This window comes from Bacillus cereus group sp. MS39 (assembly GCF_040448665.1).
Classification (GTDB): domain Bacteria; phylum Bacillota; class Bacilli; order Bacillales; family Bacillaceae_G; genus Bacillus_A; species Bacillus_A wiedmannii.
On the sequence record NZ_CP123058.1, the window covers coordinates 4,875,001 to 4,895,160 of the forward strand.

Sequence of the window (20,160 nt, forward strand, 5' to 3'; positions counted from 1 at the left end):
GTAAGACGATAAAATATGTATAGACACTCGCCTTACTTCTATATATTTTATCTCCACAATGGATTTACTTTATATAAGAAAGAACATCTTCAGTATGTCCTTTCACTTTCACTTTACGCCACTCTTTTACAAGCTCACCGTCTTTATTAATAAGGAATGTAGAACGCTCGATTCCCATATACTCTTTTCCAAAGTTCTTTTTCAATTTCCAAACGTCGTATAATTCCGCTACCTTATGATCTTCATCTACTAAAAGTACAAATGGAAGATCATGCTTCTCAATGAATTTCAGATGTCTGTTCGCTGAATCCGGACTTACACCTAGAATAACTGTATCTTTCTCTTGAAATAATCCATACGCATCGCGAAAATCACATGCTTCAGTTGTACACCCTGGAGTCATATCTTTCGGATAAAAATATAGCACTACGTTTTTACCACGAAAATCAGTTAAGCGAACTTGTTCCCCGTTACTTCCCTCTAATGTAAATTCTGGAGCCATTTCTCCTACTGTGATCATTGTTATCACTCCTACTCTTTTCTTTTACTATATCAAATGCTATCTTATTTTTCATTGTCTATTACAGACCTCATTACAAAAGCAAACGGTAATGTATATCCAATTAGCGCTTCTGCAATCGCAATCCATCTCCCTATTCCAATCGGAGCTATATCACCGTACCCAACGGACAATAAAGTAACCGCGCTAAAATATAAGCAAATTTCTACAAGTTGAAAAGATTGGGCATGCAAGCTTTCTCCATCTTCTTTCAAAACTGCAAAGCCCATTTCTTCTAATACAACATAACTTAACCCAAACGCAATCAATACCGTTGTATAAATTAAAAATAAGGAGGCTAAATTATAAAGCGAAAAGAAACGCCTAGAATCTGAATATGAACTCCATAACAATTGGACACTTCTCAAAATAGCAATTGCTGCAATTAATAGAATAAATCCCCATAACATGTCCTCCACCTCATTTTATATGTATGAGACAGCCATTGGATTTATCCCTTAGAAACAAACAAGCTTCTATAATTAATTCCCAGCACCACGGTACCTTTTTACCCCTTGATTCCAAAGAGTAATTGCAATCGTAAAACAGATAACACCAACGAATGGTGTTGCAAATGCATAGCTATTCCACTCTGTTTTTCTTAAAAAGTATGCTGCTGGATACACTCCGACAAACGCAAATGGTAAAACAAACGTTAAAATGAAGCGAATCACACGGTTATAAATGTTAACAGGATAGCGACCATAGTTACCTATGTTATACATTAGCGGCATAATTGAACTTTTCGCATCCGACCAAAAACCAAGACTCGCAAGCGTAACAAATATCCCTCCGTATACAAGTGCTCCTCCTCCTACCATCAGTAAGAATAAGAAGAAATCGTACCAGTAAAAAGATAATTGCAGCTCCACTGCTGCATATCCCATTACAATTATTCCTGTAATCGCTCCAATTAAAGATTCAAGTTCCATTCTTTCTAATATAATTTGAAATAAACTATGAATCGGTCTCGTTAATATACGATCCATTTCTCCTTTAATAATGTAACGATCATTAAAGTCCCATATGTTAAAGAAAGCTGAGAATATGGCAAACGGTACTAAAAAGAAACCATAAATAAAGATTACTTCTTCTCTACTCCAGCCCTTTAATGCTTGTGTATGTCCAAACACAACGAGAATAAAGATTAAATTAACAGCCTGTAGTGCTAAATCAGAAAGTAATCCAACGATAAAATCGCCCCGATACTCCAATTTTGTTTTTATATATTGGCTTGCATATTGCAAAAATAGGTTTATATATATCATCTCATCATCCCCCTTGTACAATTAGACGTTTTCTCGCCGTTCTCCACATGAGTACAATTGGAATAATAAGTACAATTGCCCAAATTACTTGGAATAATAATGCCTCATACAATTTACTTCCTTGTATGCCTTCTGAAAAAATCATACTCGGAATATAACTAATAGCCTGAAACGGTAAAAATACCATTGCTTTTTGGGCCCATAACGGATAAAAACTAATTGGTAATAATAGACCTGAAAATAAATCAATAACAACACGTTTTGCATACATAATTCCACTATTATTAAATAGGAAGAACGTGAGCATTCCAGTCATTAAATTAATTTGTGTATTAATAATAAAACTAAATATTAAAGATAAGAAGAAATATAACCACGTTTGAAAATTCGTTGTAATTTGCAATGAAAATAATAAGGTAACGATAACCATACCTGGAATTGAAAAGAAAGCAAAACGAAATATTCCTTCACCAAGACCTTGCATCACTTTCATGCCTAAATAGTTATATGGACGAATGAGTTCTACTGCTACACGTCCTTCTTGAATCTCCATCGCAATTTCCCTGTCTATATTATTAAAATAAAAGGCACGTGCCATCCACGCAATTGCGATATAAGTAGTCATTTGCGAAATAGATAAACTTTCAATATTCTCTTTTCCACTATAAATTGCTTGCCATAAAAAATAATACGCACCGATATTAATTGTATAAATTAAAATCCCGCTATAATAGTTTGTACGATACGCAAGCATCATTAAAAAGCGAATCCGAATCATTTCAATGTACTTACCCATGTTTAATACCTTCCTCATAAATGTTACGAATAATTTCCTCTGTAGACACTTCGTTAATTTTTAAATCTTTAATTTGAAAGGCTTGTACTACTTTAGAGATAAGCATTGAAATGATAACTTCTTCATTCGGTATTTTTGCAACCCACGCGTTTTCCTCTTTCGCTTTCGACCAAACGACATGACTATCTGGCATAACCATTGATAAAGCCTGATAGGAAACTGGTGCAATAAATTGAAAATGTATTTCCTTCTCTGCTCCCCACTGCGTACGAAGATTATTTAAAGAACCGTCATACATAATATTTCCTTCATCCAGCATGATAACGCGCTCACATAAAGCTTCAATATCAGTAATATCATGGGTTGTTAATAAAATTGTTGTTTTGTAACGTTCATTCATTTCTTTTAAAAATTCACGTATTTTTAATTTCACAAGAACATCCAATCCAATTGTTGGTTCATCTAAAAATAATAACGGTGGATTATGAATTAATGCTGCCGCTAATTCACAACGCATCCTTTGACCTAGAGATAACTTTCGAACTGGCTTATCTAATAAAGGACCAATATCTAACGTTTCAATCACGTGTTCCATATGCTCTTTATACTGAGCATCTGATACACCGTACACTTTTTTTAATAAACGAAAAGATTCTTGTACAGCAATATCCCACCAAAGTTGTGAGCGTTGACCGAAAACAACACCAATTGTTCTTACGAATTCTTCTCTCTGCTTATGGGGGTTCATCCCATTTACTAAAATTTCTCCTGATGTCGGAGTCAAAATCCCCGTAAGCATTTTAATAGTTGTTGATTTACCAGCACCGTTCTCACCGATATATCCAACCATTTCACCTTGTTTCACATTAAAAGATACATCATTTACTGCTGGTACTATTTTATAATTACGATTTAATAAATCGCGAAAAGCACCCTTTAATCCCGGACGACTTGAATAGGCTGTAAACTCTTTACGTAACCCTTGTACCTCAATTACCGATTTCATAATCGGACCCCCCTCCTAAATGTCACAACGAATAGTTTACCCAACTGCCTTCTCTATCACAAACAATACGTCTTTTCGAAAAACATGTTAGAATAATACATAGATTTTTGTAAGGAGATGAATTGTAGTGAAATTCACAAAATCAGAAGCATTACATAAAGAAGCTTTAGAACATATCGTTGGCGGCGTTAATAGTCCTTCTCGTTCTTTTAAAGCAGTTGGCGGCGGCGCTCCTGTTGCTATGGAACGTGGAAAAGGTGCTTATTTCTGGGATGTAGACGGAAATAAATATATCGATTATTTAGCAGCATACGGTCCTATTATTACTGGACATGCTCACCCGCACATTACAAAAGCAATTACAACAGCTGCTGAAAATGGTGTACTTTACGGAACACCAACAGCACTAGAAGTAAAATTTGCAAAAATGTTAAAAGAAGCAATGCCTGCATTAGATAAAGTCCGCTTCGTAAACTCTGGTACTGAATCAGTAATGACAACAATTCGTGTCGCTCGTGCTTACACAGGCCGCACAAAAATTATGAAATTTGCTGGTTGTTACCACGGTCATTCTGATTTAGTACTTGTAGCAGCTGGATCTGGCCCTTCTACGCTAGGAACTCCTGACTCAGCCGGTGTACCACAAAGTATCGCTCAAGAAGTTATTACCGTTCCATTTAATAATGTAGAAACCTTAAAAGAAGCTTTAGATAAATGGGGACACGAAGTAGCAGCTATCCTTGTAGAACCGATTGTTGGAAACTTCGGTATTGTAGAGCCAAAACCTGGCTTCCTTGAGAAAGTGAATGAACTTGTTCACGAAGCTGGTGCACTAGTAATTTATGATGAAGTTATTACTGCTTTCCGCTTCATGTACGGTGGTGCTCAAGACTTACTTGGCGTAACACCAGACTTAACAGCGCTTGGTAAAGTTATTGGCGGCGGACTTCCGATCGGTGCTTATGGTGGTAAGAAAGAAATTATGGAACAAGTTGCCCCGCTCGGACCTGCATATCAAGCTGGTACAATGGCAGGAAATCCTGCTTCTATGGCATCCGGTATCGCTTGTCTAGAAGTTCTTCAACAAGAAGGTCTTTATGAGAAATTAGATGAACTTGGTGCAATGCTTGAAAAAGGAATTTTAGAGCAAGCTACGAAACATAATATTGATATTACATTAAACCGACTAAAAGGTGCTTTAACTGTATACTTCACAACAAATACAATTGAAGATTACGATGCAGCACAAGATACAGACGGTGAAATGTTCGGTAAATTCTTCAAGCTTATGCTTCAAGAAGGAGTTAACTTAGCACCTTCTAAATACGAGGCATGGTTCTTAACGACAGAACATACAAAAGAAGATATTGAATATACAATTGAAGCTGTAGGCAGAGCATTCGCTGCTTTAGCGGATAATAAATAATCCCGCCATTAAAAGGAAAAAAGAAAGCACATCTTTCTTTTTTCCTTTTTTCTATTTCATAAATCCCTCATTAATAGTATAATTATTCATAATTATCTGTTTAATTTTCTTTTATATCCTTACTACCTTTGTATACAAGGCTGCTCACGCCTTAAATAGTAAGATTATTCAAACTTCAATAAGAGGGGGGATTGACGGATGCTCAATAAAACAAATACATGGACACCGTCTTTATTTCGAGATTATAAAAATGCAGAACATGATGCGTGTGGAATCGTTTCCGTTATGGAGAAACGAAAAGTTGCCACGAAAGAAAACATTGATCTTTGCATACAATCACTTGTCAAAATGAATCATCGAGCTGGTTTCATTAATGGTGAAGGAGATGGTATCGGAATTCACATTGATGTCCCAAAAGCACTTTGGAATGAAAAGCTGAAAAATAACGGATACAATCCAACGATTGTGGATCATCCCCACTTTATCGTTGGACATTTTTTTCTAAACAAAAACGCAAATATCGTTAATTTAAAAAATCATATTCGTACGCAATTAAATAACGAAAGTTTTACTATTATTTTTGAAAGTGATGATGTAATAAATTCCGATGCACTCGGTCCACTTGGTAAACAGGAAGAACCTTTATTTTGGCAAGTTGCTCTTATCGCAGAAAATAAAGTTGAAAATGTTGAGCAAACATTATTTTCAGTAACGATAAAAATAGAGGAAAACGAAGCGATTCATGTTGCTTCATTAAGTCGTGACCATGTTGTATATAAAGTTCTAGGCGCTGGGGATACACTTGTTGCCTATTACAATGATTTACAACATCCACTTATCGCTTCAACTATGACTCTAGGACATAACCGCTATTCTACTAATACATTATCTAATTTTTTTCGTGTACAACCATTTAGCATTCTCGGACATAATGGTGAAATTAACACAATTGCAAAATTACGTGATCAAGCTGACATGATTCATGTTCCACTTACTGCTGGGGGCAGTGACTCCCAAGATTTAAACCGCACCTTAGAAACTCTACTTGTTCAATACGACTACAGTTTATTTGAAGCAATGGATATACTATTCCCACCAATTATTAATGAAATGAAACTTTATGAACCGCATTTACAAGATTTATATACGTATATACGTGAAGCTTGGGGCCATTTTGCGCAAGGTCCAGCTGGTATTATTTCACGTTATAAAGATGAGGCTGTTTTCAGCGTTGATTCCCTTGGACTACGACCAGTATGGAAAGTAGAGACAGCGAGTTCTTATGTTTTCTCTTCTGAACCTGGAGTTGTATCACCAACTGAATATGTAGCAGAACCAAAACCACTCGCTCCTGGAGAAAAAGTCGGTCTAAAGTGGAATGAACAAGATGAACTTGTACTCTACGAATACGATGACTACCAAACTCAAGTATATAACCGTTTTAAAAAGCGAGTTGATACTAAAGATTATCATTTAAACTTATCTATCCCTGAAACGAAAGAAATCCCAGGATTATGTGATTCTATACAAGTCGAAACGAAACAATACGTTGCTTTTGGATGGGACCGAGAACATATTCAGCTTCTTGAACAGATGGCAACAAAAGGCGTTGAGCCAATTCGCTCACTGGGGCATGACTCACCACTTGCAGCACTCGATACTGATAGACGAAATATCGCTGATTTCATTAAGGAAAGTGTAGCCGTTGTTACAAATCCAGCAATCGATCGTGATCGAGAGGTCGAGCACTTCTCCACACGAACAATACTTGGAGAGCGCCCAAGTTTATTAAGCGGAGCTAAACGGCCATTTGTAGTTGAGATGCTTTCCCCCATTATTTTAGAAGGAAGTGTAGCACAATCTATTACAGAGAAATTACACACAATTACGTACGAACAACTTATACAGCTATTCAATACTCATAGCTCTATCGCTACAATCTCTGCTACATTCAGTCCGCCAGAAACTTTACAATGCGCCTTAAATCGAATTAGTTCTGAAGCGATAAAGGCCGTGAACGATGGAGCTTCCCTACTATTAATAGACGATGCCAACGCTCATCTAAATGAACAGTTATGGATTGATCCGCATTTAGTTACCGCTAAAGTACATCAAGTATTAAGCGAAAATAAATTACGCCGAAACTGCTCTCTCGTTATACGTTCTGGTGCTCTTCGCTCTTTACATGATATCGTCACACTGTATGGATTAGGAGCAGATGGTATGAATCCATATTTATTATTTGCAACCGTAAATGATGGAACAAAAACGCCAATTACGAATTTGTATAATGCTCTTAATAAAGGACTAGAAAAAGTCATTTCAACAATTGGAATTCATGAATTACGTGGTTACGGTCGCCTCTATTCTTCTATCGGATTACATGAGGAAATCGCAAATATATTACAAATTACGAATTTCTTCGGTTCAAATGATTTAGCTTTTTCGCTTAAATCACTTGCTGAAGATGCACAATTGCGAGCGGATGATTATAACAATCCTAAAGTTAGAATGCGAAAATCTTTTCATATATTCCCGCGAATTTGGAAAGCAATCGGCGATGTCGCAAAAGGAAATTCTTATGATGATTACCGTGACAAATTAAGTGAGTTAGAAGAAAATAATCCAATCGCGATTAGACATCTTGTTCAAACGAAAGAAACAAAACATGTCGTTCCGGCCGAAGAAGTATCCATCAGCATTCAAAATCATGATTTACCATTTATTATCAGTTCCATGTCATTCGGTTCTCAAAATGAAATTGCCTTTCGTGCATATGCAGAAGCGGCCGATCAGCTAAATATGATTAGCTTGAACGGTGAAGGCGGCGAAATTAAAGATATGATTGGAAAATATCCACATACACGTGGACAACAAGTTGCATCTGGGCGATTTGGTGTAAACGCCGAACTACTAAACTCATCAAACTTAATTGAAATAAAAATTGGGCAAGGCGCAAAGCCTGGTGAAGGCGGACATTTGCCTGGTTCAAAAGTAACAGCAAAAATCGCTGAAGCGCGTAATGCTACAATTGGCTCTGATTTAATTTCACCTTCTAACAACCATGATATTTATTCCATTGAAGATTTAGCTCAAATGATTACAGAAATTAAAACGGCTAATCAACTTGCGAAAGTAGCTGTAAAGGTCCCTGTCGTCCCTAACATTGGAACAATTGCTGTCGGTATCGCAAAGGCTGGTGCTGACTTTATTAACATTAGCGGATTTGATGGTGGTACAGGTGCCGCACGTATTCACGCATTGCAACATGTAGGCCTTCCTGCAGAAATTGGTGTGAAAGCCGCTCACAATGCTTTATTAGAAGCAAATATGAGACAAAAGGTAGAAATTTGGGCTGACGGTGGTATTCGAAGTGTTAATGATGCCTTGAAAATCATGCTCCTTGGGGCAAACCGTATTGGATTTGGTACATTATCCATGATTGCAATCGGCTGTACAACTTGCCGCGGATGTCATCTAGATACTTGTCACGTTGGAATTGCAACACAAATTGATTCTGAAGCTCAGGCGAAAGAACACGGATTACGCCGCTTCGTCCCGCGCGAATTAGAAAGCGCCGTTGCTGGATTATTACATTTATTCACCGCTTTTGGCGTAGAACTAAAACGATTAACAGGAAATCTTGGTTATACAAATTTACAAGAAATTGTCGGACATTCCGATTTATTAGAACAAGTTCGAGGCGAAAATTTATTAGACTTATGTAATTTACTACAAACGATAGAAAACCCATCTGTTACAAAAATAGAATACGTACCGGAAAAACAATTTGAAACAGTTCATTCCCCTCATTCAAAAGAATTAATAGGCGTTGGCGTAGAGCAACGCGTTATGGGGGGTCTAGAATCTTGCTATCGCGTTCGTAGTAAATTATATGAAGACACCAAGCTTGAACCACTTACATTAAAGTATACGAATGGCTCTATTCCTGGAAATGGATTAGGTGCTTACAATAGTGAGAACTTATTTATACACGTAAATGGCGGTGCACAAGATGGTATTGGTAAAACCTCCTTTGGTGGTGGTATTTATATAACGAAAGCAAAAGGAAAAGACGGCATATATTATAACGGTTCTGTCGGAAAAGGTTTTGGGTACGGTGCACAAAAAGGATCGCTATACGTTCAAGGTAACGCTGATGCTCGCGCTGGCATTCGCCTCTCTGGAGCAGACATGATAATTGGAGGGCGAATGACAAAGCCACTCCGTGAAAAAGAGCAAGGGAATATAGGTGTATACTCTAATATTAAAGGTTTCGCTTTTGAATATATGACAAATGGGCGAGCGCTTGTTTTAGGGGATCCTGGTCCATGGATTTGTGCTGGTATGACTGGTGGTGTTGTTTATTTACGTCATGATTCAAGCTCGGGTTTAACAGAACACGCCTTAAAAAGAAGAATCGCAAAAGGGGCAAATGTTACATTACAACCAATTAGTAAAAACGGCGTGCAAGATGTGACTGAGTTATTGGTAGATTACATTCGTGTATTAAATGAACATGAGCAATACGAGGAAGTTGCTTTATTAACACCGTTACTCGATGATATGCAGCAACAGTTTTTTGAAATTATCCCGAAAAAAGAGCAGGCTGATCCATCTATCTCAACAGAGTGATCTACCAACTTTTCATTTTCAAGAAAAAATTGACGAAGTACACTTCTCATAGTAATCTATAGTAACAATTTGAAACCTGCTGAAATTCAGCAGGTTTTTTCACTAAAAATTGATGTTTAAAAAGAATTAGGAAAAAGTATAAAATGAATCTTATTTTCTTATTAACGTCACTAAAATATCACTTGCTAACATATTGTAATGAATGTATAGTATCATGTTGTACATTCATTATGACAAGAGAAAGGATCTTATTAAGGGTATGAAACTTGGTGCTCGCATTTTAAAAACGGGTATTGCCATCACATTAGCTTTATTTGCTTGTATTTTACTTCAATTACCGAGTCCAGTATTCGCGGGAATCTCAGCTATATTCGCTGTTCAACCGTCTGTATACCGCTCGTATTTAACAGCTCTTGAGCAAATTCAAGCAAACGTCATTGGTGCGGTATTCGCTATCGTATTTGCTACTGCTTTTGGACATAATCCTTTTATTATTGGATTAACATGTATATTAGTAATTGCGCTTACGTTACAATTACGATTAGAAAACACAATATCAATTGCTTTAGTAACAGTTATCGCCATTATGGAGTATCAGGGCGACGATTTCTTTAGTTTTGCCTTACTTCGCTTTGCGACGATTATGATTGGAATTATTGCGGCTTCACTTGTAAATTTAGTGTTTATGCCGCCAAAATACGAAACAAAACTATATCATCGTATCGTTGATAATACAGAAGAAATTGTAAAATGGATTCGAATGAATAGCAGGCAAGCTTCTGATTTTACAACGCTAAAAACTGATATTGATCGTATGAAAGAAAAGATGATCAAACTAAACCATTACTATTTGCTGTATAAAGAAGAAAGAAGCTACACGAAAAAAGTAAAGTTCGCAAAAATTCGTAAGCTCGTTTTATTCAGACAAATGTTAGCGACGACAAGCCGTGCTTTAAGTACGTTAAAATCATTACATCGTACTGAAAATGAACTGCGCTATATGCCAGAAGAATTTCAGGAATCTATCCAAAACGAACTTGACTCATTAACCCATTACCATGAACAAGTTTTATTAAAATTTATTGGTAAAGCAAAAAAACAACAATCCGTTGAAATGCTTGATGAAGTTGAAACAGGTAAACAAGAATTAATTGATATCTTTATGGATTATCAAAACAAGGACGATGAGGAAGCGTATAAAACATGGCTACACCTTTTCCCTCTTATTTCTGCCATTATTAACTATAGTGAAGAAGTAGAGCATTTAGATTTACTTGTGGATAGCTTCTACACATACCATAAACCAGAAGCAGAACTCCAAATCGAAGATAAAAAAGAAGACGAATAAAGAAAACAGCTCCTTTTACGCTAAAGGAGCTGTTTCTGTTATATGTTGAAGTTGATATAAATTGTAATAAAACCCTCTTTTTTTCATTAACTCTTCATGAGAACCTGTTTCTTTAATTTCACCATCTTCAATGTAAATAATCGTATCCACATGTGTAATCGTCGCCAATCGATGTGCGATTACGATCGTCGTCCGATCAGCAGCTAACGTCTGAAGCGCCTGCTGAATATACCGTTCATTTTCTAAATCTAAAGCGGAAGTCGCCTCATCTAATATAAGCAACGATGGATTCTTTAGAAACACTCTTGCAATCGCTACACGTTGCCTTTGCCCACCAGATAACTTCACACCGCGTTCCCCAACGACAGTATCATAGCCATCAGGTAACTCTATAATAAAATCATGGATTTGCGCAGCTTTAGCAGCTGCAATCACTTCTTCCTCTGTAGCTTTCGGGTTTCCATATAAAATATTTGCCCCGATTGTATCACTAAATAACAAATTATCTTGCAGTACAATTCCAATATGACTACGTAAATTTCTCATATCATACTTTCTAACATCTATCCCATCTACATAAACTGCACCTGAAGAAACATCATAGAAACGTGGGATTAAGCTAGCAAGAGATGACTTCCCTCCCCCACTTGCTCCTACAAGTGCTACCTTCTCTCCTGGCAACATAGTTAACGAAAGGTTATGTAATATCTCTTTTTCATCCGAATTGTAACGAAAAGATACATTATCAAATATCACTTCACCATTTAATTTTGTCGTTTGTACCGCACTTGGCACATTGACAATATCGTATTTTTCATCTAACAATTCAAACACTCGATCCATCGATGCGAAAGACTGTGTTAATGTTGTAGAGGAATTGACAAGGCGGCGAAGCGGACTATACAAACTATCCATATATCCAACAAAGGCAACCATAGTCCCTAATGTTAACTGTCCCTGAATTACTTCATATGCTGCAAAACCGATCACCAGTAACGGGCCTAAATCGGTTAACGTATTCACTACCGAAAATGTCCTTGCAGTCCAACTCGTATGCGTTAATGCTTTCGTCAAAAATTCATTATTTCTTTTTTCAAATTGCTTACCCTCATACTCTTCTAATGCAAAGCTACGTGTCACTTGCATCCCTTGAATACGTTCATGTAAATACCCTTGCATCGTTGCTAAAGCTTGCGAACGCTCTTTCGTTAATTTTCGAAGACGCCCGAAAAAATATTTCACTGCCACTACATAAATAGGTAAAATTAATAACGCAACAAATGTTAATTTTATATTCATAGAAAACATAACAATAATAGCAATAGCAATCGTTGCCGTATCTAGCCAAACATTCATCAAACCAGTAATTACAAAATCCTTTGTTTGTTCTACATCATGGATTACACGTGAAATAAGCTCCCCTGTTTTTGTATTCGAATAATAGCGTAAACTCAACTTTTGTAAATGACCAAAAATATTTTTTCGTAAATCATATAGTATTGTATTTGCGATACGCTGCGCGAAATATTGACGATAATATTCAATTGGCGGTCTTACTACTGCAAAAATAAAAAAAGCAATCCCAACGGCTGTTACTAATTGGGATGTTTTATCTTGAAGTGACCCTCCGCCTTGAATTACATCATCGATAATATATTTTAATAACCACGGCATAATAAGCGGGATGCCGAATTTAACTAGACCAATCATAATTGTAATAGCAATAAGCCATCGATACGGTTTAACAAATTGCAAATATCTTTTTATACCTTGCACATAATCCCCCCTCTAATAGGACAAACCTGCCGGGAAATCCCCTGCAGGTTTGTTTTAATTTCTGTACATTAAATATCTTTCATACCACATATCTACGAAATCTGGCGCGAATGGCCCTTTTCTTTGATGAATCCATTGTGTTAATTGTGCTACATTTCGTTTTAAAATAGTATCAATAACAGGTGGATACTGCATAATTTGACTATGCTTTTCATACTCATCTTCATCTAAAAGCGTATATGTCATATCTGGATATACTTTAATATCTAAATCATAATCAATGTACTTTAATGCTTCAGAATCATATGCAAAAGGTGAGCCTAAATTACAATAATAATATACTCCCTCTTCCCTTAGCATCCCAATCACATTAAACCAATAGTTTGCATGAAAATAACAAATTGCTGGTTCACGAGTAATCCATGTTCGACCATCTGATTCTGTCACTACTGTACGATCATTTGCTCCGATCACAAGGCTCTGTGTCCCTTTTAAAATTGTTGTCTCTTCCCACATTCTATGAATGGAGCCATTATGTTTATAACTATGTATTTGTACTTTTTCTCCTTCTTTGGGAAATCCCATATATGCTCCCTTCTTTCAACTGCAAATGCCCTTTGAGCTGCATTCACTTTTTTTCTATTATAACTTTTTTGTCGAAATTTTAAAACTAAAGCGACAAGACTCTATTTTTCACACTGAATACCATATCCCTAATCTTCTTAGGAGACGGGGCCTTCGCTAAATGATTTACAAACGAGGAAATGGAAATAGAAAAAGCCCTTCCTTATTTCTATCTAAAGAAGGACCTTTCACCGGAAGGTAACAATATGCCTTATCCTAAACTCGAAATCATTTTTTCAGTTTCAAAAGATTGAATCACACTATTTGTTTGCTCTTCAAATTTCTCATGTAACAGTTTTAATGCTAATTCTGTTCTATATATTTCTTGGCGGATAAAATGTAATTCCTTTTTATCGCACGTATCCTTTTCGCTCATTTCAATTTGCTGATACTTCTCTAGATGAGCTTGTAACTTTAACAACTCATCCATCGTTTCCAATTGCTCTCCTACCAACTTATCAAAATCGTTCATTACTTACCCCCTTTTGGACTTATTTATCAGTTATTATTCCTCATTACATATTTCTCATCTTTACCTTCCTTCTCCTTTGACTACATTTGTTGACTTATTAGAAGTTATGTCGTTCACTTTATTTTCATTACATGACCCAGGCACAAAGAAAACACTTCTCCCGAATTAGAGAAGTGTTTTTCTTTCATTACTGATTTGAACTAGAAGATTGTGATTGTTTTGCAGCTGATTGTGCATTTTGTTTTTTCACAGCGTGCACATCTGTTTCAGTTGCGAATTCTGTACCATAACTAGCGTTTGCACTTTGTGCACCGGAAGCTTGTGCTTTCTTTGCTTCTGATTGTGCGTTTGCTTGTTTTACTGCTTGTGCATTTGTTTCAGTTGCGAACTCTGTACCATAACTAGCATTTGTACTTTGAATGCTAGCACCAGAAGTTGCCTTGTTATAACCTTGTTGTTTTTTACTCATCTTTCTCACCTCCACAACCAATAATGTAACCAATTTACTTAGAAGCTATCCGTAATTTTCTTTTTAAAAAATTTCGCATATATCTCTTATTACTCATTCAAACTATAGGAAATGGAGGTGGGAGTATGTATATAGGACGCGATATGACTGAACTAACGATGATTTCAAAAAATGAATGGAAAGAAGATGAATTAGCTTATTTTCATCACTCATTACAACAGATTTTGCCGTATTTAAATGCAGAAGGTCAAAGTATCTATAAAGAAATTGTAGTAGAAATTGAATCAAGAGGTGGCTTACAACAAGGTGAAGCTAATTGGACTCATGGGACAAAAATTTCTTACGATTAAAAAAGTGTTCCCAATCTAGGGAACACTTTTTTAATTTATCCCGCTTTAATGGGCAGTAAGACCCCCACCTCAAAATGCAGCGAAAGCAAAGAATTTAGGTGGGGGATCAACTGCCCATAAAAGTCCGATTAGTTCAACTAATAATCAGTGGGGGATGAAGAAAACCCCCAATGATTAAAGTTTCACTTTATTGCATTGTAATTTTCTCAACGCAATTCTCATAAATCGTACGATGCGATTTCGAGAATGGTAACTGCTCAAATGCTTCTTTCGATACAAATTTCAATGTATCTGTTTCAACAATATCACCAGTTACTTTTCCGTAAAATACGAATATATCCCAAGTGCGATGTGTAAATGTATGTTGTACATTCACTGCGTATTCTTCAATAGAAATCGAGAGCTCAAATTTTTCTTTCATATAATCTGTAAGCTGCTCTTTCTGATTCCTAATCCCTTCCCCAAGTTCAGCATTTGGAAACTCCCACATGTTAGCTAATAACCCGGTACTTGGACGTTTATTAATGACGTAACGACCATCTTCTGTTTGAAGTACCCCTGCAACAATCGGTACCATTGTAGGAGCCTTCGCTTTACTTTTTACTGGTAACTCCTTTTGAACACCTTCAGCATATCCTCGACAATGTTCACGTACAGGACAAAGTAAGCAAGATGGATTTTTTGGAATACAAATTAGTGCACCTAATTCCATCAAACCTTGATTAAAATAAGATGGATTTTCAGCCGAAATAATTTCACGTACAATCTCTTCAAACACTTTTCTAGTTTTCGGTTTTGCAATGTCATCCCATACTGATAAAATGCGAGATAATACACGCATAACATTTCCGTCAACTGCCGGCTCTGGTATACCATATGCGATACTTAAAATAGCACCTTTTGTATAGGGGCCAACTCCTTTTAATTTTTCAATTTTCTTTACATCACTTGGTACTATCCCGCCGTATACTTCTTTCACTTCTTTTACAGCCGCATGTAAATTTCGTGCTCTAGAATAATATCCTAAACCTTCCCATGCTTTTAACACTTCTTCATCACCAGCATTTGCCAAAGCTTCTAGAGTAGGAAACTTCCCCATAAAATTCGCGTAATATGGTTTTACAGCTTCTACCCTCGTTTGCTGCAACATAATTTCCGAAACCCAGACGCGGTATGGATCTTTATTTTTACGCCACGGTAAGTCGCGTTGCTCTTTTTCAAACCAACCAATTAAATCATTTTGAAACTGCTCTATGTTAAAATTATTTAATATTTCAAGTGTCAAACTTGATCCCCCTCATTTTTTTGCATATAAGTACTATTATAAAGATTTTAGGAAAAAATTTAAGTAAGATGACATAGGAAATAGAAGGCAAAGGACTTGAGGTATCGAATAAAAAGAGTTACATTAATAAAAAACGGAGGTGGATTTCTATGGACACAGCCACTCACCTTGTTATGGGCGTTACTCTAGGCAGTTTGGCAACGTTAGATCCAGCCATAGCACAAAGTGATATTGGGCCACAAGCAGTTATGCTTGCTACAATTGCCGGTTCCAATATTCCTGACATCGATACAGTTTTAAAATTGCGTAATAACGCTAAATATATAAGAAATCATCGCGGGATTACTCATTCCATTCCTGCTGTGATTCTTTGGTCATTCCTTATAAGTGGCATCTCTTTCGCCTTCTTTTCAGACGCTCCATATTTGCATCTACTACTTTGGTCATTTATTGCCGTCTTTCTTCATGTCTTTGTAGATATTTTCAACGCCTACGGTACCCAGGCATTACGGCCCTTCACAAAAAAATGGGTAGCGCTCGGCATCATTAATACATTTGATACCGTCATTTTCTTTATCAACCTACTCGCGATTGCTTGTATGCTTGTAGGTTCCCATAAAGGGTATACTGCCTTAGCAGCGTATATATTGATGATTATTTACTATATCGGACGGATTATGATGCATAGAAACATACGTAGCATCGTATATAAACGTTTCAATCATGTGGAGAAAATAATCATTTCCCCTTCTTACAGATTTTATCATTATCATTTAGCAATCGTTACAACTGATTATTACTACGTTGCTAGATGGCATCGTGGTAACATCATGATATATGATAAGTTCGACCGGGTACCGTTCCCAGATAATGCTATTATGCGCGCAGCTAAACAAGATGAAAACATCTCAGCATTTCTATCTTTCTCCCCTGTGTATCGCTGGGACATTTTCGATTATGATCATTATTACGAAGTTCGCTTCATTGATTTGCGCTATCGCAGTAAAGATTATTATCCATTCGTTGCAATCGTTCAACTCGACCACAATTTAAATATTATTAGTTCCTATACAGGATGGATTTTTAGTGAAGAAAAACTTCGAAAAAAACTGGAATTACTTCCACATTAAAAAAAGCGACTTAAGTCGCTTTTTTTAATGTTTCAAATGATCTTCTTGATTGATTAAATGGCTATATTTCGGATTATTTGTACGCATTTCATGAAGGCGACCTCCATGATTATTAATCCATGTTCGTACCACTTGTTCAGTCATTTCATCACCTTGATAACGACCTGATTTAGCATAAGTTGTTTGAAAGTCTTCCCACAATAATTCAACCCACGCACGAGCTTGTGCGTAAGAAAGTTTGTCATTTTTGTCTAATAATTCTTTTGTTAATGTTTCGTGAATATCATTCATGTTCTATTCTCCTTTTACCTATTTATTCCCTTAATTTCTAAAGGATAGTTTCCTCTATTTTGCACATTCTATAAGTGATACTTCTTAAAGAGGTATCAACTGATGATGAGGAGGGCGTTCGCAATGGGTAAACAAGCCGAATTTTGGTCTGAGTCAAAAAACAACAGCAAAATCGATGGTCAGCCGAAAGCGAAATCACGCTTCGCTTCGAAACGACCTAACGGCACAATTAACACGCACCCACAAGAACGTATGCGTGCTGCAAATCAGCAGGAAGAATAGTTCAGGTACAACCTAAAAAATTAACTTCCTACACGAGGTGATAAAGATGAGCTACCGTGATCGCTTAGATAGTCGTTCTGAATTATTTAACCATACGTGGACTCGTCCGAAACATGCAAAAGCGCAAGTTAACGGACAGACGCAACAAACCCAGTCTCTCATTATACTGGCGAATGAATGTAAAAAACGCCAATTTTAGAATCTCCTATCTCCTGTAACGCCTACCAAAGATGAAAACCAGAGAGATATTCGCTCTCTGGTTTTCATTTTTCTTGCAATAAAGAAATCGGTATTCCAATCTCTTCATTATCATTTTGCTTATGTCCCCAAGCAAATACCCCGTTGAAATACGTAATTTCAAATAATATACCAGGTTCTTCTACTAATTCATATGTCTCACCAATATGAAATTTGTTTATATCAGTCATATAAGCACGAGCCATTGCCATCTTTCGCATTAATACATCAAACTCATTTACAATACCAAGTTGCTCTGCCTTTATTGCTTGCTCTTTCAAAACCCCAATTTCTTCCCTTAGCTCATGTGGTGTCATTTCACTGTAGCGCTTTGGCATATTCATCTTATTCCCCTCATCCCTCTTCACGTTTCATCTGCAAAAATATCTCTATCTCATCAATAGAGAATCCTTTGCGATATAACGCTTGTTTCATCTTATTTTCGAATGTCCATCCATCATACTTCTTATATTTCTCATAATATTTATTCCCATGATAGTGTAACGCTTCTTGTTGCTGTTCGTCATCTTTTTCGTCTTTCAATTCTTCCAAACAAATTTGAATCACATCTCTAGAATATCCTTTACGAACAAGCATTTCGTCTAACTTAAGCTTCATTTGTAAAAAGGAATGCTTTTGATAAGACCTTTTCTTCTTTTCTATAAGAAGTAAAGCATTCTCAATTTGCTTTTCCTTCGGATATTCTTGTAAACTATGTGTAATAATTAGATCCTGAACACCTTTATTTAATAATTCTCTTTTAATAACAGTTGGACCCTTTCGATTCACATTACTTTGCGTTCGTGTATATAAAACAGCGTACTCTTTATCATTAATATATCGATCATGTAATAATTTCGAAACGACTTCAGAGATGACGGCCTGTCCCACTTCTTTTTTTCGTAAATAGTCTTCTACTTCTTTTTTTGTTCTCATTTGATAGGATAGATAGGAAATTGCTTGTAAATATGCTTTTTGTACCTCTTCATTGTATAAAATATTCCCTAACGCTATTTCATCAATTTCTAATCCTTTTTGTAATCCATGTTTCATTAAGATTACTTGATCCACACTAAATCCGTATTCTTCACCTTGACCTTTATCAATATAAATATTAAATCGTTCTTTCGATCGTTTTTGCACTTCTATTTTTGTAATGACAGCCATACTCTCACCTCTCTATTATTTTAACATAGTCAAGGAACGTTTTTGCTTTTCAAGAATATATATAATGAGGAGGAAATAATTGTGAGAATCGCAATTTCTGGTGGTACCGGCTTTATCGGTAAATACCTTTCTACTTTTTTTATTCAAAAAGGATATAATGTTTACATTCTTACTCGAAACAAAACTACTGAAACTTCCCACCCTAACCTTCAGTATGTACAATGGACACCAGATTTACAAACCTTCCCCCTCGCTTCTATCGATGTAGTTATTAATCTAGCTGGAGAGTCTATTAATAGTAGATGGACAAAGAAACAAAAGGAATCCATTTTAAACAGTCGAATTCAAACAACAAAAGGACTCATTAAACAATTGCAAACACTTGGTACAAAGCCAAATACATTTATTAACGCAAGTGCTATTGGATACTACGGAACGTCTGAAACTGAGTCTTTTACAGAACAGCATGAGATTCCTGGAAATGACTTTTTAGCAAATACAGTATATTCATGGGAACAAGAAGCATCTAAAGCACGTTCTCTTGGAATGCGAACAATCTACGCAAGACTTGGAGTTGTATTAGGCGCAGACGGAGGAGCTCTTCCCAAAATGCTACTCCCCTATCAATTCTATATTGGAGGTACAATTGGATCTGGAAACCAATGGTTATCATGGATTCATATAGACGATGTCGTTCGCCTAATTGATTTCATCATACACAAAGAAGAAATTGATGGCCCTTTTAACATCACAGCTCCCCTACCTATAAGAATGAAGGAATTTGGAGAAACCATTGCAACTATAATGAAAAAACCTCATTGGTTACCTGTCCCTTCATTTATGCTTCACACTTTATTAGGTGAGATGAGTATACTTGTACTCGAAGGACAACATGTATTACCTAGTAAAGCAATTGAACATGGGTATCAATACACATTTCCGGCAATAGACCATGCATTACAAAATATACTTTCGCATACAATGTAGTACTTCTAAAACACAGTTTTACAAGGTCCCTTTCAAAACTTTCATTTTCTAG

At 36.3% G+C, this 20,160-nt stretch carries 21 protein-coding genes; 8 read left to right on the plus strand and 13 right to left on the minus strand.

Annotated features, from left to right (window positions below; all coding sequences use genetic code 11):
- Positions 1 to 64 precede the first annotated feature (64 nt).
- The 5 genes from bcp to QEP67_RS25305 all read right to left on the minus strand — a co-directional run bounded on the left by bcp (position 65) and on the right by QEP67_RS25305 (position 3,629).
- The gene (bcp, locus tag QEP67_RS25285) at positions 65 to 520 is read right to left on the minus strand and encodes a thioredoxin-dependent thiol peroxidase (protein WP_000633726.1); all 456 of its coding nucleotides are present in this window, start codon (positions 518 to 520) and stop codon (positions 65 to 67) included.
- 44 nt (positions 521 to 564) lie between these two features.
- Positions 565 to 969, minus strand: coding sequence for a potassium channel family protein (locus QEP67_RS25290; RefSeq protein ID WP_000964347.1), 405 nt, complete (start codon positions 967 to 969; stop codon positions 565 to 567).
- Positions 970 to 1,041: 72 nt separating this feature from the next.
- The gene (locus tag QEP67_RS25295; protein ID WP_000639385.1) at positions 1,042 to 1,827 is read right to left on the minus strand and encodes an ABC-2 family transporter protein; all 786 of its coding nucleotides are present in this window, start codon (positions 1,825 to 1,827) and stop codon (positions 1,042 to 1,044) included.
- Between the two features lie 4 nt (positions 1,828 to 1,831).
- Positions 1,832 to 2,623: an ABC-2 family transporter protein gene (locus tag QEP67_RS25300; protein WP_000521523.1), complete on the minus strand. Its 792-nt coding sequence runs from the start codon at positions 2,621 to 2,623 to the stop codon at positions 1,832 to 1,834.
- Entirely contained in the window at positions 2,616 to 3,629 is a 1,014-nt protein-coding gene (locus QEP67_RS25305) for an ATP-binding cassette domain-containing protein (protein ID WP_000843640.1), read from the minus strand. Before QEP67_RS25305 ends, QEP67_RS25300 begins: the two co-directional genes overlap by 8 nt.
- Positions 3,630 to 3,756: 127 nt before the next feature.
- On the opposite strand from QEP67_RS25305, the gene hemL reads away from it, so the two are divergent.
- The 3 genes from hemL to QEP67_RS25320 all read left to right on the plus strand — a co-directional run bounded on the left by hemL (position 3,757) and on the right by QEP67_RS25320 (position 11,038).
- Positions 3,757 to 5,055, plus strand: coding sequence for a glutamate-1-semialdehyde-2,1-aminomutase (gene hemL, locus QEP67_RS25310; RefSeq protein ID WP_000673251.1), 1,299 nt, complete (start codon positions 3,757 to 3,759; stop codon positions 5,053 to 5,055).
- Between the two features lie 198 nt (positions 5,056 to 5,253).
- Entirely contained in the window at positions 5,254 to 9,690 is a 4,437-nt protein-coding gene (locus tag QEP67_RS25315; protein WP_353706463.1) for a glutamate synthase-related protein, read from the plus strand.
- Between the two features lie 259 nt (positions 9,691 to 9,949).
- On the plus strand, positions 9,950 to 11,038 hold the full coding sequence (locus QEP67_RS25320) for an aromatic acid exporter family protein (protein ID WP_000765792.1): 1,089 nt from the start codon (positions 9,950 to 9,952) through the stop codon (positions 11,036 to 11,038).
- 15 nt (positions 11,039 to 11,053) lie between these two features.
- Here QEP67_RS25320 and QEP67_RS25325 read toward each other — a convergent pair whose 3' ends face one another.
- From QEP67_RS25325 to QEP67_RS25340, 4 genes are all read right to left on the minus strand, one after another.
- Positions 11,054 to 12,814, minus strand: a complete 1,761-nt coding sequence (locus QEP67_RS25325) for an ABC transporter ATP-binding protein (RefSeq protein WP_001161632.1) — start codon at positions 12,812 to 12,814, stop codon at positions 11,054 to 11,056.
- A gap of 54 nt (positions 12,815 to 12,868) precedes the next feature.
- Positions 12,869 to 13,399, minus strand: a complete 531-nt coding sequence (locus QEP67_RS25330) for a DUF402 domain-containing protein (protein WP_000506626.1) — start codon at positions 13,397 to 13,399, stop codon at positions 12,869 to 12,871.
- Positions 13,400 to 13,649: 250 nt separating this feature from the next.
- Positions 13,650 to 13,910: a YgaB family protein gene (locus QEP67_RS25335; protein ID WP_000997583.1), complete on the minus strand. Its 261-nt coding sequence runs from the start codon at positions 13,908 to 13,910 to the stop codon at positions 13,650 to 13,652.
- 187 nt (positions 13,911 to 14,097) lie between these two features.
- Complete coding sequence (locus QEP67_RS25340; protein WP_000039033.1) at positions 14,098 to 14,379, minus strand: gamma-type small acid-soluble spore protein; 282 nt, start codon at positions 14,377 to 14,379, stop codon at positions 14,098 to 14,100.
- Positions 14,380 to 14,504: 125 nt separating this feature from the next.
- Here QEP67_RS25340 and QEP67_RS25345 point away from each other — a divergent pair, with 125 nt between their 5' ends.
- Entirely contained in the window at positions 14,505 to 14,729 is a 225-nt protein-coding gene (locus QEP67_RS25345; protein ID WP_000275434.1) for a hypothetical protein, read from the plus strand.
- Between the two features lie 187 nt (positions 14,730 to 14,916).
- Here QEP67_RS25345 and mutY read toward each other — a convergent pair whose 3' ends face one another.
- Positions 14,917 to 16,014 carry an A/G-specific adenine glycosylase gene (gene mutY / locus QEP67_RS25350; protein ID WP_000171415.1) on the minus strand — a complete coding sequence of 366 codons (1,098 nt, stop codon included), beginning with the start codon at positions 16,012 to 16,014 and terminating at the stop codon, positions 14,917 to 14,919.
- A 149-nt stretch (positions 16,015 to 16,163) separates the two neighbouring features.
- Here mutY and QEP67_RS25355 point away from each other — a divergent pair, with 149 nt between their 5' ends.
- On the plus strand, positions 16,164 to 17,144 hold the full coding sequence (locus QEP67_RS25355) for a metal-dependent hydrolase (RefSeq protein ID WP_000379134.1): 981 nt from the start codon (positions 16,164 to 16,166) through the stop codon (positions 17,142 to 17,144).
- 24 nt (positions 17,145 to 17,168) lie between these two features.
- Here the strand turns inward: QEP67_RS25355 and QEP67_RS25360 are convergent, their stop codons facing one another.
- Positions 17,169 to 17,435, minus strand: coding sequence for a YfhJ family protein (locus QEP67_RS25360; RefSeq protein WP_000997857.1), 267 nt, complete (start codon positions 17,433 to 17,435; stop codon positions 17,169 to 17,171).
- 123 nt (positions 17,436 to 17,558) lie between these two features.
- Between QEP67_RS25360 and QEP67_RS25365 the strand changes: the two genes are divergently transcribed.
- Positions 17,559 to 17,717, plus strand: coding sequence for a small, acid-soluble spore protein K (locus QEP67_RS25365; RefSeq protein WP_000517891.1), 159 nt, complete (start codon positions 17,559 to 17,561; stop codon positions 17,715 to 17,717).
- A 46-nt stretch (positions 17,718 to 17,763) separates the two neighbouring features.
- On the plus strand, positions 17,764 to 17,916 hold the full coding sequence (locus QEP67_RS25370; RefSeq protein WP_000122093.1) for a YpzG family protein: 153 nt from the start codon (positions 17,764 to 17,766) through the stop codon (positions 17,914 to 17,916).
- Between the two features lie 64 nt (positions 17,917 to 17,980).
- Here QEP67_RS25370 and QEP67_RS25375 read toward each other — a convergent pair whose 3' ends face one another.
- Both QEP67_RS25375 and recX read right to left on the minus strand, forming a co-directional pair.
- Positions 17,981 to 18,298, minus strand: a complete 318-nt coding sequence (locus QEP67_RS25375; protein WP_001057030.1) for a YfhH family protein — start codon at positions 18,296 to 18,298, stop codon at positions 17,981 to 17,983.
- A 10-nt stretch (positions 18,299 to 18,308) separates the two neighbouring features.
- Positions 18,309 to 19,121: a recombination regulator RecX gene (gene recX / locus QEP67_RS25380; RefSeq protein WP_000268506.1), complete on the minus strand. Its 813-nt coding sequence runs from the start codon at positions 19,119 to 19,121 to the stop codon at positions 18,309 to 18,311.
- Between the two features lie 81 nt (positions 19,122 to 19,202).
- On the opposite strand from recX, the gene QEP67_RS25385 reads away from it, so the two are divergent.
- Positions 19,203 to 20,108: a TIGR01777 family oxidoreductase gene (locus QEP67_RS25385; protein WP_001216942.1), complete on the plus strand. Its 906-nt coding sequence runs from the start codon at positions 19,203 to 19,205 to the stop codon at positions 20,106 to 20,108.
- The last annotated feature ends 52 nt before the right edge of the window (positions 20,109 to 20,160 follow it).